This is a genomic window from Agromyces sp. NPDC056965 (assembly GCF_042673425.1).
Classification (GTDB): Bacteria; Actinomycetota; Actinomycetes; order Actinomycetales; family Microbacteriaceae; genus Agromyces.
In genome coordinates, this window is sequence record NZ_JBHURI010000026.1 from 34,983 (window position 1) to 49,853 (window position 14,871).

A 14,871-nucleotide genomic window follows, 5' to 3' on the forward strand; every position below is an offset into this window, starting at 1 on the left:
CTTCCCACCCTTGCACTGCAGCAACCCGAAACGGAGTCCCCCGTGAATCGACGCCCCCTGCCCCAGGACCCGATGATGCGAGCACTCATCGCCCAGGCTCGACAGATGCAGCTGAATCGCCGTACGTTGCTCGCGGGAGCCGGTGCCGGGGCGACCGCCCTCGCGCTCGCAGCGTGCTCGACGGGTGGCGCCCAGGGCAAGCCCACCGCCGCTGCCGACACCTCGGCCACCGACAAGACGCTCAACTGGGCGAACTGGGCCGCCTACATCGATGAAGACGACAGCGGCGCGTACCCCACGCTCGAGCGCTTCACCGAGGAGACCGGAATCGCGGTCAACTACGAGGTCGCCGTCGACGACAACAACACCTACTACGGCAAGGTGAAGGACCAGCTCGCGCTCGGCAAGGACATCGGCGCCGACACCGCAGTGCTCACCGACTGGATGGCCGCCCGCTGGATCCGCTTCGGCTACACGCAGGAGCTGAACCACGACAACATCCCGAACATCGTGAACCTCAACCCCGCCCTGCGCGACCCCGACTTCGACAAGGGCCGCGTGCACACGCTGCCCTGGCAGGGCGGCTTCGCCGGCATCTGCTGGAACAAGGAGGCGATTCCCGGCGGCATCGAGTCGGTCGAAGACCTCTGGAACTCCGAGCTCAAGGGCCGGGTCGGCGTGCTCTCCGAGATGCGCGACACGATGGGGCTCATCCTGCAGCAGAACGGCGTCGACATCGCCGGCGATTGGGGCGACGAGGAGTTCGACGCCGCCATCGAGGTGCTCCGCGAACAGGTCGAGTCCGGCCAGGTGCGCAACATCAAGGGCAACTCCTACCTCGAGGACCTGAAGAGCGAGGACACGCTCGCAGCGATCTGCTGGTCGGGCGACATCACGGTCATCAACGCCGAGGCCGGCGACAAGTGGGAGTTCGCCATCCCGACCGCGGGCGGCACGCTGTGGAACGACAACTTCCTCGTGCCGGTCGGCTCGCCGCGCAAGGCGAACGCCGAGGCGCTCATGAACTTCTACTACAACCCCGAGATCGCCGCGGAGGTCGCCGCCTGGGTGAACTTCATCACGCCGGTCGCCGGCGCGAAGGAGGCCGCGATCGCGATCGATCCCGAGCTCGCCGAGAACCAGCTCATCTTCCCGAATGAGGAGACGCTGGCGAACGCGCACATCTTCCGTTCCCTCAGCGGCGCCGAGGAGCAGAAGTACCAGGCGCAGTTCCAGAGCATCCTCCTGGGGGCGTGACCATGTCGGTACGAGAGTTCGCCGAACGCGGCGCAGATCTCGAACTCGTCGGCATCCAGAAGCGGTTCCCCGGCTTCACCGCGATCGAAGAGCTCGATCTCACGATCCCGGCCGGCTCGTTCTTCGCCCTGCTCGGGCCCTCGGGCTGCGGCAAGACGACGACCCTGCGGCTCGTCGCCGGCCTCGAGGAGCCGACGAACGGACGCATCCTCATCGGGGGCCGCGACGTCACCGGGACGAAGGCGCACGAGCGCCCGGTCAACACGGTGTTCCAGAGCTATGCGCTCTTCCCGCACATGTCGGTGCTCGAGAACGTGGCCTTCGGGCTCAAGCGCCGCCGCATCGGCGATGCGCTCGGCCGGGCGCATGAAGCCCTCCGCCTCGTCGAGCTCGATCACCTCGCCCAGCGCCGCCCGGCGCAGCTCTCGGGCGGCCAGCAGCAGCGGGTCGCGCTCGCCCGTGCGATCGTCAACCGCCCGGCACTGCTGCTCCTCGACGAGCCGCTCGGCGCCCTCGACCTGAAGCTCCGTCGCCAGATGCAGCTCGAACTGAAGACGATCCAGGAAGAGGTCGGTCTCACCTTCCTGCACGTCACGCACGACCAGGAGGAGGCCATGACCATGGCCGACACGGTCGCCGTCATGAACAAGGGCGCGATCGAGCAGATGGGCGCCCCCGCCGAGCTCTACGAACTGCCACGCACCTCGTTCGTGGCGAACTTCCTCGGCCAGTCGAACCTGTTCACGGGCGAGGTCTCCGGTTCCACGGATGCCGCGATCTCGGTCGACGTCGCCGGCACGCGGGTGATCGTGCCCACCGCACGCGCCCAGCGCCACACGGGGCGCGTCACCATCGGAGTGCGGCCCGAGAAGGTGGCCCTGCTCCGCGAGGCGCCGGCCCTGTCATCCGACCGCAACACCCTCGGCCCCGGCCGGGTCGTCGACGTCTCGTTCTCGGGCGTGAGCACGCAGTACCTCGTCGCGATCCCCGACGCCGGCACCGTCACCGTGTTCGCGCAGAACACGGGCTCGGGTCCCGTCGTCGGCGAGGGAGCCGAGGTCTGGGTCACCTGGCCGGTCGAGCACGGCTTCGGCCTCGACGACGTCGCCGAGCCCTCGGCGCGGTTCGCCGCAGACGACGACACCACCTCGATCGCCGCCCAGCGCCGTGAGGAGCTCGTCACGGAGCTCGAGGAGGGCTGACCATGGCCTTCGCAGCCTTCCAGACCGCGGAGGTCGTACCGCAGGCGCCGAGGAAGCGCAGCAGGATCGCCCTGTTCCTGCTGCTTCCCGGCCTGCTCTACCTCGTGCTGTTCTTCATCACGCCGCTCATCTCGCTCCTGCTCACCTCGCTGCAGGCGCCGACCGAGTTCGGCGACATCGGCCAGTACGACTACGCGTTCAACTGGCAGAACTACGTCACGGTGATGACCGACTACTGGCCGCACATCGTGCGCTCCTTCGGGTACGCGCTCGCGGCCACGGTGTTCGCGCTGCTCTTCAGCTATCCGCTCGCCTACTTCATCGGAGTGAAGGCGCGGCGGTGGCCGATGCTGCAGGGGCTCATGCTCGTGCTGGTGATCGCCCCGTTCTTCATCAGCTTCCTGCTCCGCACGCTCGCCTGGAAGCAGTTGCTCTCCGACGAGTCGTTCGTCATCACCTCGTTGAAGGCGCTGTCGCTGATGGCGCCCGACGCGCACTTCACCGGTACCCCGTTCGCGGTCATCTTCGGCCTGACCTACAACTTCATCCCGTTCATGACCCTGCCGCTGTACACGACGCTCGAGCGCCTCGACCTGCGATACCTCGAGGCCGGCAGCGACCTGTACGCGAACCCGTTCACGGTCTTCCGAAAGGTCACCATCCCGCTGTCGATGCCGGGCATCGTCGCCGGCACGCTGCTCACGTTCATCCCCGCCGCGGGCGACTACGTGAACGCGAGCCGCGACTTCCTCGGCGGGCCCGACACGCAGATGATGGGCAACGTGATCGAGGCGAACTTCCTCGTGCTGCTGAACTACCCTGCGGCCGCGGCGCTCTCGATCATCCTGATGGCCGCGATCCTCGTGCTCGTCGGCATCTACGTGAAGCGATCCGGAACGGAGGACCTGCTGTGAGCGGAGAAGTCCAGGCGGCCGCCGTGCTCGGCGGCCTCGGCGAGAGCCAGGAACTCGACTCGCGCCGCCCCGGCGGGCGGGCGCGCTCGCGGCGACTCGGGCTCGGCGACTGGTTGCTGCCGGCCTACACGATCATCGCGTTCGTGTTCCTCCTCATCCCGATCGCCTACACGTTCGTGTTCTCGTTCAACGACTCGATCAAGTCGAACATCGCCTGGCGCGGCTTCACCCTCGACAAGTGGCTCAACGTCTGCACGGTCGAGGGCGGCGCCGTGTGCGAGGCGTTCGGCAACAGCATCATCATCGGCGTCGCCGCCACCGTCATCGCGACGGCGCTCGGAACGATGATCGCGATCGCGCTCGTGCGCTATCGGTTCCGCGCCCGCGGTGCGATCAGCCTGCTGCTGTTCCTGCCGATGGCCACGCCCGAGGTCGTGCTCGGTGCCGGGCTCGCGGCGCAGTTCCTCGCGGTCGGCGTCGCGAAGGACATGACGACGATCATCCTGGCGCACACGATGTTCTGCATCAGCTTCGTGGTGGTCACGGTCAAGGCCCGTGTCGCGAGCCTCGATCCCGCGCTCGAGGAGGCGGGCCGCGACCTCTACGGCTCGCCGTCCCAGGTGTTCTGGAGGGTGACCTTCCCGCTGCTGCTCCCCGGCATCGTGGCGGCGGCGCTGCTGTCGTTCGCGCTCAGCTTCGACGACTTCATCATCACGAACTTCAACTCGGGCGCGGTCTCGACGTTCCCGAAGTACATCTACATCTCGGCGTCGCGGGGCATCCCGGCAGAGGCGAACGTCATCGCCTCTGCAGTGTTCCTCTTCGCCCTGGTGCTCGTGATCGTCGCCCAGGTCTCGCGCGCAGCGCGCGCGAAACGGCTCGCGAAACTCGGCTGACCCGAACCGACCGAGAGCGCGGGCGACGGATGCCGCGACGGGAGCGATCCCGCCGCGGCATCCGTCATCGCCGCTTCGTCACCGGCTCGGACGCCGGCGAGGTTCGCTTCAGACGGTGGCCCGGATCGTGCCGACGCGCTGATCGCCGCCCATGACCCAGAGATCGAGCTCGGTCTGCACGGCGTCGATCGCCTCGTGGTCGATCGCGCCCGACTGCGCGAGCAGTCGAAGCGCGATGATCGTCGACGCGCGAGCGGAGCCGTCGAGCACCTTGAGCGCCACGGTCGTGCCGTCGGGCGCCGTCATGACCATGACGCCCTCTGCACCGATCTTCGCGAAGACGCCGAGTCGCTCGACTGCGACGGTGTCGGGCTGGCCGGGGCCGCCGACGGCCCACGCGTGATCGCGCACCGCTTCGGTGAGCGCGGCAGCCTCGCGGTACAGCGCGAACGGCGAGCCCGCGGCCGCGGTCGTGATCTTCTGGATGCCGCGGCCGAGGGCGCCGAGGCTGATCGCGTGCACGGGGGCGCCGCAGCCGTCGATCGCGGTGGCCGCCGGCCGCTCGCCCGTGAAGCGCTCGATGACGTCGAGCACGCGCTTCTGCAGCGGGTGGTCGAGTTCGAGGTAGCTCTCGAGCGGCCACTCGTTCGCGACGCACGCGAGGAGCATCGCCGCGTGCTTGCCCGAGCAGTTCATGTAGACCCGCTCGCGCGGCGCGCCCGAGCGGATGAGCTGCTCGCGCGCCACCTGGTCGGACGGAGCCGCCGCAGGGCACCCGAGCGCCGACTCGGGCAGCGACTCGCGTTCGAGCAGGCGCCGGACGAGGGCGACGTGCGCGGCGGTGCCCGAGTGGCTCGCGGTGGCGATCGCCGCGTCTTCGCCGCGGAGTGTGACGCCCGAGGTCATGACGGCGACGGCCTGAAACGGCTTCAGGCAGGACCGGGGGAAGATCGGGGTGACGACGTCGCCGAGGGCGCGCATCACCTCGCCTTCGGGAGAGAGCACGACGGCGGAACCCGCGTGCCGGGACTCGATGAAACCACTACGCTCGACCACGGCGAGTTCGACGGAGTCAGTGACTGAGAATGTGCCGGCCACCTGCACTATCCGAGGGAGGCGAGGGCGTCGTCGAGCACGCGGAGCCCGTCTTCGATGAGCGCGTCGCTCACCGCCAGGCTCGGGAGGAACCGCAGCACGTTGCCGTAGGTGCCGGCGTTGAGGAAGAGCACGCCGTGCTGGGCGGCGGACGCCACGATCGCGGTGACGGCTTCGGCGTTCGGCGCCTTCGTGGTCTCTGCCGTGCCCGGTTGCACGAGCTCGATGGCGATCATCGCGCCCTTGCCGCGGATCTCGCCGATGATGTCGTATCGCGCGGCGAGCTTCTCGAGCCCGGCACGGAAGGTCGCCTCGATGCGACGCCCCTCGGCGAGGAGGTCGTGCTCCTCGATCGATTCGAAGACGGCGATCGCCGCGGCGCACGCCACGGGGTTGCCTCCGAAGGTGCCGCCGAGCCCGCCGGGCTGCGCGGCATCCATGATCTCGGCGCGACCGGTGACCGCGGCGAGGGGGAGACCGCCGGCGATGCCCTTCGCCGAGAGCACGAGGTCGGGCTCCCAGCCGAAGTGCTCGCTCGCGTAGTAACGACCGGTGCGGGCCATGCCCGACTGGATCTCGTCGGCGATCATGACGACGCCGTTCTCGGTGCACCAGGCCTGCAGGATCGGCAGGAATCCGTCGGCGGGCACCATGAAGCCGCCCTCGCCCTGGATGGGCTCGACGACGAGGCAGGCGAGGTCGCTCGCTCCGATGACCTTCTCGAGGTAGGCGATCGTGCGGGCTGCCGCGTCGGCGCCGGAGAGGCCGTCGCGGTACGGGTAGGAGTTCGGCGCGTGGTAGACGTCGCCGGCGAGCGGCCCGAAGCCCGTCGCGTACGGCATCGCCTTGTAGTTCATCGCCATCGTGAGGTTGGTACGGCCGTGGTAGGCGTGGTCGAGCACGGCGACGGCGCGGCGCCCGGTGTGCTTGCGCGCGATCTTGACGCCGTTCTCGACGGCCTCGGCGCCCGAGTTGACGAGCACGCTCTTCTTCTCCCAGTTGCCGGGCGTGTGCTCGGCGAGGAGCTCGGCGACGCGCACGTACTCCTCGTAGGGGGTGATCGTGAAGAGGGTGTGGATGACGTCTTGGAGCTGGTCGGCCGCCGCGGCGACGACGCGCTGCTCGGTGTGGCCGATCGTCGTCACGCCGATGCCGGCGCCGAAGTCCACGAACTGGTTGCCGTCGACGTCGACGAGGATCGCGCCGTTCGCGCGCTCGATGTAGACGGGCAGCGCCGAGGAGACGCCGGAGGAGACGACCTTCGATCGTCGGGCCTGCAGCTCCTGCGATTTCGGACCGGGGATGGCGGTCACGATCTTGCGCTCCTGCGGCACGGTGTAGACCGGGGCGGCGGCTGTCTGGGCGTCGATGCGGGTATCAGTCATGGTTCCTCCACCTTATCGCCGTGCAGTCACCGGCATCGGGCAGAATCGGATGGCGCGACCACGTGCACGATCGGAGGAACGATGCTCGGCGAACACCACTACGAGATCGAGGTCGAGTGGCTGGGCGATCGCGGCACGGGCACCTCGGGATATCGCGCCTACGGCCGTCAGCACGTCGTCCGTGCGCCGGGCAAGCTGCACGAGATCGCCGGGTCGAGCGACCGCACCTTCCACGGTGATCGCGATCGGTGGAACCCCGAGGAGCTCCTGCTCGCAGCGCTCAGCCAGTGCCACATGCTCTCGTACCTCCACGTCGCGACGAACCACGGCGTCGTCGTGCGCGGCTACGCCGACCGTCCGACCGGGCACATGCGGGAGGACGGGAAGGGCGGCGGCGCGTTCGTCGAGGTGGTGCTGCGGCCGCAGATCGAGGTCGCGGATGCCTCGATGAGCGAGCTCGCCGTCGCGCTGCACGCCGAGGCATCCGAGAAGTGCTTCATCGCGGCCTCGGTCGCCTTCCCGGTGCATCACGAACCGGTCGTGACCGTCAGTCGGCGCTGAGTCGCACCGGCGGCACCGCCGGCAGCGTCGCCTCGGGGATCGGGCACGCGTGGCCGCCGACGAGGCGGCTGCACGGTGGCAGGAACCCGGGGTAGCGCTCGGCCTGCGGGTCGCCGAACCAGCGGTGCCAGAGCCGCCAGAAGTTCAGGTTGCCGAACGCGGAGCAGCCGTCGCCCACCTCGGGGTCGGCCACGGCCGCAGGGTTCGGCTGGTAGGGCGTGTAGTTGTACAGGTTCGCCGTGGCCTGGTTCGCGATGGCGACGGATGACGCGCCGCACGCGGCATCCGGATGGAACCCCACGTCGACCGCGCCGATGCGGTACGCGCGGTCGGGCTGTTCCGTGTACTGCCGGAACTGCCAGGCGGCGTTGTAGACCTGATTGAAGAAGCCGAAGTACTTCGCGTCGCAGTCGGCCGTGTCGGGGCAGCCGTAGCCCGTGGCGCGGAGGTAGCCCGACTCGCTCGGCCGAGTGAGCAGCGACTGCTCCTTCTGGAGCAGCACGAGCAGCGTCTTCGGGCTCACGCCGCACGCTGCGGCGACCTTCGACACGATGCGGCTCGCCCGTTCGCGGATGCCGCCGCGATACTCGGCGCAGTGGCCGGGGCCGGCGGCCGCCTGGGTCGTGGTGCTCTGCATGAAGTCGGCGAGGCACGGCACCCGGTCTGCCGGGCGGCAGTCGAGCCCCTCGAAGAACTCCTGGATCTCGTCCTCGCTCATCGCTCCGCTGTCGTAGAACGAGTCGTCGCTCACGATGTACCCGGGATCGAACTCGGTGGCGGGCGGAATCGGCAGGTCGACGACCTCGGCCGCCGCGACGCTTCCGGCGGCGGCTCGCCGCACGTCGACCGGGCCGGCGCACGCCGCGAACACGAGCACGACGGCGACGGTCGCGGCGACGGTCGCGGTGACGCGGCGGAGGATCGAGGCGGGGCGCATCGGACTGACGATACCGGGGTGAGACGGGGAGCGGCTGGGAATCCGGTCAGATCCGCTCGCGCGGCACGACCCGATCGGCGAGCTTGGCGAGGGCGCCCTGCGGCGGCGTCTCGTTGTAGACGCCCGCGAGTTCCTGCTCGCTGAGCGCGTGGATCGCGGCCATGATCTCGTCGGTCGCCGCGCGGCGGGCACGGCCCGAGGTCGCCTGGCCGTGGCGGCTGAGGTCGAGCGGTTCGCCGAAGCGAACGGTGACGGGGCGCACACGGGGCAGCTTCGCCCCGACCGGCTGGATCTCCTCCGTGCCGATGAGGCCGACGGGAACGACCTGTGCGCCGGTCGTCAGCGCGAGCCATGCCACGCCGGTGCGGCCGCGGTAGAGCCGGCCGTCGAGCGAGCGGGTGCCCTCGGGATAGAGGGCGAAGGCGTTGCCGGCGTCGAGGATGCGGCGGCCGGCGTCGAGGGCCTCCTGCGCCTGCGAACCGGCACCGCGTTCGACCGCGACCGCGCCGATCGCGCCGAAGAAGGTGCGCGAGACCCAGCCGGAGAAGCCAGTGCCGGTGAAGTACGTCGACTTCGCGAGGAACTGCACGGGTCGCGGCGACGCGAGCGGGATCACGATGCTGTCGACGAACGAGAGGTGGTTCGAGGCGAGGATGACCGGGCCCTGCATCGGCACGTGCTCGGCCCCGGTGATCGTCGGCCGGTACACGAGCCGCACGAGCGGGCGGAGGAATCCGCGCACGATCCGGTAGAGCGGACCCTGTCGCACCGGCGCCGGCGCAGCCTCGCCATCGGGGACCTGGGCGGGAAGTGCAGCGCCTCCACGGACGGGGGCGGGCACGGCATCGCCTTCGATCTCTGTCACCGTTCGACCCTACGGGCGGGGACATGCACGCCACGGCATATCGGATTCACCCGCGCGTCGCCCATCGGCGTGGAGGACTGCGGCGCCGGTGCGGGAAGATGGTGGCATGGACGTCGCGGCCGAAGGCGAGCTCATCGAGCTCGAGGCCTCCGGCGTGCGCGTCGTGGTGGTGATGCGCGGGCGCCGTGGTCCGGCAGCCGACACGGTCCTCCGCGGACTGCTCGCGCACGCGACGGGCGTGCCCGCCGACGACGTCGAACTCGTGCACGCCTGCGCCGAGTGCGGGGCGCGGCACGGTCGGCCGTCGGTCGCCTATCCGCTCACCCCGTCGGGCGCCACGTGGTACGCCGATGTCGCCGTGTTCGGCGACGCGGTCGTGGGTGCGGCGGCCACGAGGCATCCGGTGGGCGTCGGCATCGAATCGGCCGCGCTCGAGTCGGGCGCCGTCATCGACGAGGCGGCGTTCCACGCGAGCGAGCGGGCCGCGCTCGACCGGTTCGATCCGCCGGCACGGGCGATCGCCCGCGCCACGCTGTGGGCGCGCAAGTCCGCGCTGCTGCGCGCCGTCGGGCACACCGAGTTCATCGAACCGTCGCGGTTGGCCCTCACGATGCCGAGCGACGACGGCGGGATCGGCCGCATCGAGGTGAGCCCGCCCGAGTTCGGTTCCGGATGGCGCGGCATCCGCTTCCACGACGTCGACGTGCCCGGGAACCGCGCGGCGACCGTGGCCGTGCTCACCTGACGCAGGGCCCCCCGCTCACCTACAGTGGGGACGTGCGCTCCGTCATCATCCTCGGCTCATCCGGTTCGATCGGCACCCAGGCCCTCGACGTCATCCGGGCGAACCCGCGTCGCTTCGACGTCGTGGGTCTCGCGGTCGGGTCCAATCGCGCGCTCCTCGACGCGCAGGCCGCGGAGTTCTCGGTCGAGCACACGGCGGTCGGCATCGAGGAGGCCGAGCAGCTCGTGCGCGACGTCGACGCCGACGTCGTGCTGAACGGCATCACCGGTTCCGTCGGCCTCGGGCCGACCCTCGCGACGCTCGAACGGGGCACGACCCTCGCGCTCGCCAACAAGGAGTCGCTCATCGTGGGCGGCGATCTCGTGACCCGGCTCGCCGAACCCGGCCAGATCGTGCCCGTCGACTCGGAGCACTCGGCGATCGCGCAGGCATTGCGTTCGGGCACCGACGACGAGGTGCGCCGGCTCGTGCTCACCGCCTCGGGCGGCCCGTTCCGAGGCCGTCGACGCGACGAGCTCACCGCGGTCACCCCCGCCGAGGCGCTCGCGCACCCCACGTGGGACATGGGCCTCGTCGTGACGACCAACTCGGCGACGCTCGTCAACAAGGGACTCGAGGTGATCGAGGCGCACCTGCTCTTCGACGTCGAGTACGACCGCATCGACGTCGTCGTGCACCCGCAGTCGATCGTGCACTCGATGGTCGAGTTCGTCGACGGCTCGACGATCGCACAGGCCTCGCCGCCCGACATGCGCCTGCCGATCTCGCTCGGCCTCGACTGGCCGAACCGGGTCGCCGCCGTCGGCGCCCCACTCGACTGGACGCGTGCGCAGGAGTGGACGTTCGAACCGCTCGACGGCGAGGCGTTCCCCGCGGTCGCGCTCGCCAAGCAGGTCGGTCGCGCCGGCGGCGAGTACCCCGCCGTCTTCAACGCCGCCAACGAGGAGGCGGTCGCGGCGTTCCACGCGGGGCGCATCGGCTTCCTCGACATCGTCGACACCGTGCGCGACGTCGTCGAGCACCACGAGGCATCCGACGCCGCGCTCTCCGTCGGCTCGCTCGCCGAGGCGGAGCGCAGCGCCCGGCGCGCAGCGGAGACCCGCATCGCCCGCGTCGCGGGCTGAGGCCGGCGGCTGAGGCCTGCGGCCGGGTCGGCCGGGCGCCCAGTCGCCGCTCGCCGAGCTCACAGCGGACCGCCAGCGCACTCGAAGCCGGCGGCGCTACGCTTGCTGCCGTGGATTCCGTGCTCGCCTTCATCATCGGCGTCGTCATCATCGTGATCGGCCTCGCCGTGTCGATCGGCCTGCACGAGATCGGACACCTGGTTCCGGCGAAGATCTTCAGCGTGAAGGTCACCCAGTACATGATCGGCTTCGGCCCGACCATCTGGTCGCGCAAGAAGGGCGAGACCGAGTACGGGGTCAAGGCCATTCCGCTCGGCGGCTACATCTCGATGATCGGCATGTTCCCGCCCGCCAAGGGCGAACGCGTGCACGCCGACAGCACCGGCTTCTTCCGCGGCCTCGTGCAGGACGCGCGCGATTCGAGCACCGAGTCGATCACGCCCGGCGACGAGCACCGCGCGTTCTACCTGCTGCCGGTGTGGAAGCGCATCATCGTCATGTTCGGCGGTCCGTTCATGAACCTCCTCCTCGCGGTCGTGCTCTTCGGCGTGCTGCTCATGGGGTTCGGCGTCGCGCAGTCCTCGACGACCGTCGGATCGGTCTCGGCGTGCGCGCTGCCCGCGACGAGTGAGCGCCAGACCTGCGAGTCCGGCGATCCCGCGGCACCGGGCGCCGCGGCCGGCATCGAGCCGGGCGACCGCATCGTCTCGGTCGACGGCGAGCCGATCGAGTCGTGGAACGAGTCGACCGCGATCATCCGAGCGCACCCCGACACCCCCATCGCGTTCGTCGTCGAACGCGACGGCGAGACCGTCGAGCTCGAGGTCACGCCGATGCTCAGCGAGCGCTACGTGATCGACGACAAGGGCCAGATCGCGACGGATGCCTCGGGCACGCAGCTGACCGAATCCGCCGGGTTCGTCGGCATCGGCCCCGCGACCGAGATCGTGCAGCAGCCCGCGACCGCCGTGCTGCCCGCCGTCGGCGAGAACGTGGCCGGTGTCGCCGGAATCATCCTGAACCTGCCGCAGCGCATCGTCGATGTCGCCAACGCCGCGTTCGGGCCCGAGGAGCGCGACCCGAACGGCCCGATGTCGGTCGTCGGCGTCGGCCGCCTCGCGGGCGAGATCGCGACGATCGACGAGATCCCGATCGCCTCGAAGGCCGCCACGATGATCGGCATCCTCGGATCGCTGAACATCGCGCTCTTCGTCTTCAACCTCATCCCGCTGCTGCCGCTCGACGGCGGGCACATCGCGGGGGCGCTCTGGGAGGGCATCCGTCGCGGGTTCGCCAAGCTCTTCCGACGCCCGGATCCGGGGCCCGTCGACCTCGCGAAGCTCATGCCCGTGACCCTCGTCGTGGTCGTGATCTTCGGTGCGATGAGCGCGCTCCTCATCTACGCCGACATCGTCAAGCCGGTGCAGCTCTTCTGACCGAGCCCCTGATCGCCCGCGCCGCGGCACGCCTCCGCTCGTACTCCCCTCGGAGTAGCGAGTGAGTCACCGTGGGGCCGATTCGCGCGGGCGGCGCCGGCGATACGATCTGGGAATGCCCGTGCCCCAGTGGGACGGTCGCTCCGAACGATTCCGGCCGCCGCCGGCATTCGTGCTGTTCGCGCCCGTCGTCATCAGCCTCCTCGTGCAGGTGCCCGCCGCGATCGGCATCGCCGCGTGGACCGACGTCGGGTGGGCTGCGGGCGTCACCCAGGTCGCGCTCGCCGCAGCCGGCCCGCTGGCGCTGCTCGGTTCGCGGCGATTCCCCGGCCCGACGGTCGCGGTGGTCGCCGCCGCCGCGCTCGCCGATCTCGCGCTGACACCCGATCTCGGCCCGCCGTACATCGCCGTGGCGTTCGCGATCGTGCTCGCCGTCGCGCGCGGCGCCGTCGTCTGGGCGGTCTCCTCGATCGTCGTCGCCTGGGTCGCGGCGATCGCGCTCGGGTCGGTGCTCGGCCTGTCGTGGCATCCGTTCCGCATCGCGTTCACGACCCTCGCGCTCGCCGTGTGCTTCGGCATCGGCTGGTTCGTGCGCGTGCGTCGCGCGCGCGCGTCGGCGTTCCGCGCCGAGGCGATGCGTCGCCGCCAGAGCGCCGAGGAGCGCGAGCGCGTGCGCATCGCCCGCGAACTGCACGACGTCATCGGCCATGCCCTCTCGCAGATCAACGTGCAGGCGAGCGTCGGCCTGCACCTGATGGACCGCGACCCCGAGCAGGCCCGCACGGCGCTCGGCAGCATCAAGGAGACCTCGAAGTCGGCGCTCGACGAGGTGCGCACCGTGCTCGGCGTCATCCGCGACGGCGAGGCGCCGCTCGTGCCGCAGGCGGAGCTCGCCGAGCTCCCGAGGCTCGTCCGCGGCATCCGCTCGCCGGATCTCGAGGCGCGCCTCGTCGACCGGCTCGCGGAGGCGCCGAGGCGAGCCGTGCAGTTCGCGGGCTACCGCATCGCGCAGGAGGCGCTCACGAACGTCGTTCGTCATGCCGGCGCGACCGAGGCCGTCGTGACCGTCGAGCGATCGGGCGACGAGTTCGTGCTCACGATCGATGACGACGGCAGCGGCCCGGGCGGTGCCGGTCGCGGAGGCCTCGGAGCCCCCGGCGAATTCGGCGAGACGTCCGCGGATCTCGGCGAGGGCAGCGGCATCCTCGGCATGCGCGAGCGCGCCGCGCTCCTCGGCGGCTCCGTCGAGCTCGGCGCCTCGCCGCTCGGCGGTACGCGCGTGACCGCGCGCCTCCCGTGGGGAGGCGTGGCATGATCCGCGTCGCGCTCGCCGACGACCAGGTGCTCGTGCGCGCCGGCTTCCGTGCGCTGCTCGCGGCCGAGGACGACGTCGAGGTCGTGGGGGAGGCGTCGACCGGCACCGAACTGCTCGAGCTCGTGCGCCGAGAGCCGGTCGACGTCGTGCTCATGGACATCCGCATGCCCGACGGCGACGGCCTCTGGGCGACCGAGCAGATCGCCGCCGCCCCGGAGCTCGCGGGCGTGCACGTCGTGATCGTCACGACCTTCGAGCTCGACGAGTACGTCGCGAGGGCCGTGCGGGCCGGGGCGAGCGGATTCCTCGTGAAGGACACCGAACCCGTCGACCTCATCCGCGCGGTGCGGGTCGTCGCGAGCGGCGACGCGCTGCTCTCGCCCGGTGTGACCAAGCGACTCCTCGAGCGCATGTCGATCGGCCTCCGCGACGCTCCCGACGAGGGCCGGCTCGCGGCGCTGACCGAGCGCGAGCGCGAGGTGCTCCGCCTCGTGGGGCTCGGCCTCACGAACGACGAGATCGCCGAGCGACTCGTGCTGAGCCCGCTGACCGCGAAGACGCACGTCTCGCGCATCATGTCGAAGCTCGCGGCGCGCGACCGCGTGCACCTCGTGGTCGTCGCCTACGAGTCGGGGCTCGTGGCCCCCGGCTGGCAGTAGCCGCGGTGCGCCCGACTGCTCCCGGGGGAGCAGTCGAAGTGACTCCGCCAGGCGGATTCGCGGATGCCGCCGTGTCGCGAGACTCGAAATCGACGGCCTGAACCGCAGGCCGCACGATCAAGGGAAACATCATGCTCGCCACCCTCGCCACCACCGCGGTGGTCACTCACGCCGGCCCATGGGCGGCCGGGTTCGGATGGGTCTTCTTCCTCATCCCGATCTTCTGGTTCCTCGTCATCGGCCTGATCATCTTCCTCGTCACGCGGAGCCGTCGCCGCTACTGGGCGCACGGCGGACCCGACGGGTCGTACGGGCCGCCCTGGATGCGCTCGGGCAGCGCCGAGTCGACCCTCGCCGAGCGCTTCGCCAAGGGCGACATCGACGAGACCGAGTACCGGGCCCGGCTCGAGGTGCTTCGCGCCAACCGGCCGAACGCCTCGTAGGTCGCGGTACCCGAGCGGCGGATGCCGCGGCATCCGC

At 70.5% G+C, this 14,871-nt stretch carries 15 protein-coding genes; 11 read left to right on the forward strand and 4 right to left on the reverse strand.

What is annotated here, in order from left to right:
- Positions 1-42 precede the first annotated feature (42 nt).
- The 4 genes from ACFTQE_RS08735 to ACFTQE_RS08750 all read left to right on the forward strand — a co-directional run bounded on the left by ACFTQE_RS08735 (position 43) and on the right by ACFTQE_RS08750 (position 4,269).
- Complete coding sequence (locus ACFTQE_RS08735) at positions 43-1,257, forward strand: PotD/PotF family extracellular solute-binding protein (RefSeq protein ID WP_376924679.1); 1,215 nt, start codon at positions 43-45, stop codon at positions 1,255-1,257.
- Between the two features lie 2 nt (positions 1,258-1,259).
- On the forward strand, positions 1,260-2,459 hold the full coding sequence (locus ACFTQE_RS08740) for an ABC transporter ATP-binding protein (protein ID WP_376924680.1): 1,200 nt from the start codon (positions 1,260-1,262) through the stop codon (positions 2,457-2,459).
- 2 nt (positions 2,460-2,461) lie between these two features.
- On the forward strand, positions 2,462-3,373 hold the full coding sequence (locus ACFTQE_RS08745; protein ID WP_376924681.1) for an ABC transporter permease: 912 nt from the start codon (positions 2,462-2,464) through the stop codon (positions 3,371-3,373).
- A gap of 113 nt (positions 3,374-3,486) precedes the next feature.
- Positions 3,487-4,269 carry an ABC transporter permease gene (locus ACFTQE_RS08750; protein ID WP_376924692.1) on the forward strand — a complete coding sequence of 261 codons (783 nt, stop codon included), beginning with the start codon at positions 3,487-3,489 and terminating at the stop codon, positions 4,267-4,269.
- Positions 4,270-4,377: 108 nt separating this feature from the next.
- Here ACFTQE_RS08750 and ACFTQE_RS08755 read toward each other — a convergent pair whose 3' ends face one another.
- The gene (locus ACFTQE_RS08755; RefSeq protein WP_376924682.1) at positions 4,378-5,325 is read right to left on the reverse strand and encodes an asparaginase; all 948 of its coding nucleotides are present in this window, start codon (positions 5,323-5,325) and stop codon (positions 4,378-4,380) included.
- 47 nt (positions 5,326-5,372) lie between these two features.
- A complete protein-coding gene (gene gabT, locus ACFTQE_RS08760) occupies positions 5,373-6,749 on the reverse strand; it encodes a 4-aminobutyrate--2-oxoglutarate transaminase (RefSeq protein WP_376924683.1) in 1,377 nt (458 codons plus the stop codon).
- 81 nt (positions 6,750-6,830) lie between these two features.
- Between gabT and ACFTQE_RS08765 the strand changes: the two genes are divergently transcribed.
- Positions 6,831-7,310 carry an OsmC family protein gene (locus tag ACFTQE_RS08765; RefSeq protein WP_376924684.1) on the forward strand — a complete coding sequence of 160 codons (480 nt, stop codon included), beginning with the start codon at positions 6,831-6,833 and terminating at the stop codon, positions 7,308-7,310.
- Here the strand turns inward: ACFTQE_RS08765 and ACFTQE_RS08770 are convergent.
- Together ACFTQE_RS08770 and ACFTQE_RS08775 are read right to left on the reverse strand one after the other, a co-directional pair.
- Complete coding sequence (locus tag ACFTQE_RS08770; protein ID WP_376924685.1) at positions 7,297-8,247, reverse strand: hypothetical protein; 951 nt, start codon at positions 8,245-8,247, stop codon at positions 7,297-7,299. The two genes, ACFTQE_RS08765 and ACFTQE_RS08770, sit on opposite strands and share 14 nt — an antisense overlap.
- Before the next feature lie 46 nt (positions 8,248-8,293).
- A complete protein-coding gene (locus ACFTQE_RS08775; protein WP_376924693.1) occupies positions 8,294-9,103 on the reverse strand; it encodes a lysophospholipid acyltransferase family protein in 810 nt (269 codons plus the stop codon).
- A gap of 115 nt (positions 9,104-9,218) precedes the next feature.
- Between ACFTQE_RS08775 and ACFTQE_RS08780 the strand changes: the two genes are divergently transcribed.
- From ACFTQE_RS08780 to ACFTQE_RS08805, 6 genes are all read left to right on the forward strand, one after another.
- Positions 9,219-9,857, forward strand: coding sequence for a 4'-phosphopantetheinyl transferase family protein (locus ACFTQE_RS08780; RefSeq protein WP_376924686.1), 639 nt, complete (start codon positions 9,219-9,221; stop codon positions 9,855-9,857).
- 32 nt (positions 9,858-9,889) lie between these two features.
- The gene (dxr, locus tag ACFTQE_RS08785) at positions 9,890-10,981 is read left to right on the forward strand and encodes a 1-deoxy-D-xylulose-5-phosphate reductoisomerase (protein WP_376924687.1); all 1,092 of its coding nucleotides are present in this window, start codon (positions 9,890-9,892) and stop codon (positions 10,979-10,981) included.
- 110 nt (positions 10,982-11,091) lie between these two features.
- On the forward strand, positions 11,092-12,417 hold the full coding sequence (locus ACFTQE_RS08790; protein ID WP_376924688.1) for a M50 family metallopeptidase: 1,326 nt from the start codon (positions 11,092-11,094) through the stop codon (positions 12,415-12,417).
- Positions 12,418-12,532: 115 nt separating this feature from the next.
- Positions 12,533-13,732: a sensor histidine kinase gene (locus tag ACFTQE_RS08795; protein ID WP_376924689.1), complete on the forward strand. Its 1,200-nt coding sequence runs from the start codon at positions 12,533-12,535 to the stop codon at positions 13,730-13,732.
- Positions 13,729-14,391: a response regulator gene (locus ACFTQE_RS08800; protein ID WP_376924690.1), complete on the forward strand. Its 663-nt coding sequence runs from the start codon at positions 13,729-13,731 to the stop codon at positions 14,389-14,391. Before ACFTQE_RS08795 ends, ACFTQE_RS08800 begins: the two co-directional genes overlap by 4 nt.
- Before the next feature lie 131 nt (positions 14,392-14,522).
- Positions 14,523-14,834: an SHOCT domain-containing protein gene (locus ACFTQE_RS08805; RefSeq protein WP_375837069.1), complete on the forward strand. Its 312-nt coding sequence runs from the start codon at positions 14,523-14,525 to the stop codon at positions 14,832-14,834.
- Positions 14,835-14,871: the final 37 nt, after the last annotated feature.

Excerpts from the sequence above, each read along its gene's own strand:
- ACFTQE_RS08795 (WP_376924689.1), top strand. The coding sequence starts at position 12,533 with ATGCCCGTGCCCCAGTGGGACGGTCGCTCCGAACGATTCCGGCCGCCG.
- ACFTQE_RS08745 (WP_376924681.1), top strand. The coding sequence starts at position 2,462 with ATGGCCTTCGCAGCCTTCCAGACCGCGGAGGTCGTACCGCAGGCGCCG.
- ACFTQE_RS08770 (WP_376924685.1), bottom strand. The coding sequence starts at position 8,247 with ATGCGCCCCGCCTCGATCCTCCGCCGCGTCACCGCGACCGTCGCCGCG.
- ACFTQE_RS08800 (WP_376924690.1), top strand. The coding sequence starts at position 13,729 with ATGATCCGCGTCGCGCTCGCCGACGACCAGGTGCTCGTGCGCGCCGGC.
- ACFTQE_RS08805 (WP_375837069.1), top strand. The coding sequence starts at position 14,523 with ATGCTCGCCACCCTCGCCACCACCGCGGTGGTCACTCACGCCGGCCCA.
- ACFTQE_RS08740 (WP_376924680.1), top strand. The coding sequence starts at position 1,260 with ATGTCGGTACGAGAGTTCGCCGAACGCGGCGCAGATCTCGAACTCGTC.
- gabT (WP_376924683.1), bottom strand. The coding sequence starts at position 6,749 with ATGACTGATACCCGCATCGACGCCCAGACAGCCGCCGCCCCGGTCTAC.
- ACFTQE_RS08780 (WP_376924686.1), top strand. The coding sequence starts at position 9,219 with ATGGACGTCGCGGCCGAAGGCGAGCTCATCGAGCTCGAGGCCTCCGGC.
- ACFTQE_RS08765 (WP_376924684.1), top strand. The coding sequence starts at position 6,831 with ATGCTCGGCGAACACCACTACGAGATCGAGGTCGAGTGGCTGGGCGAT.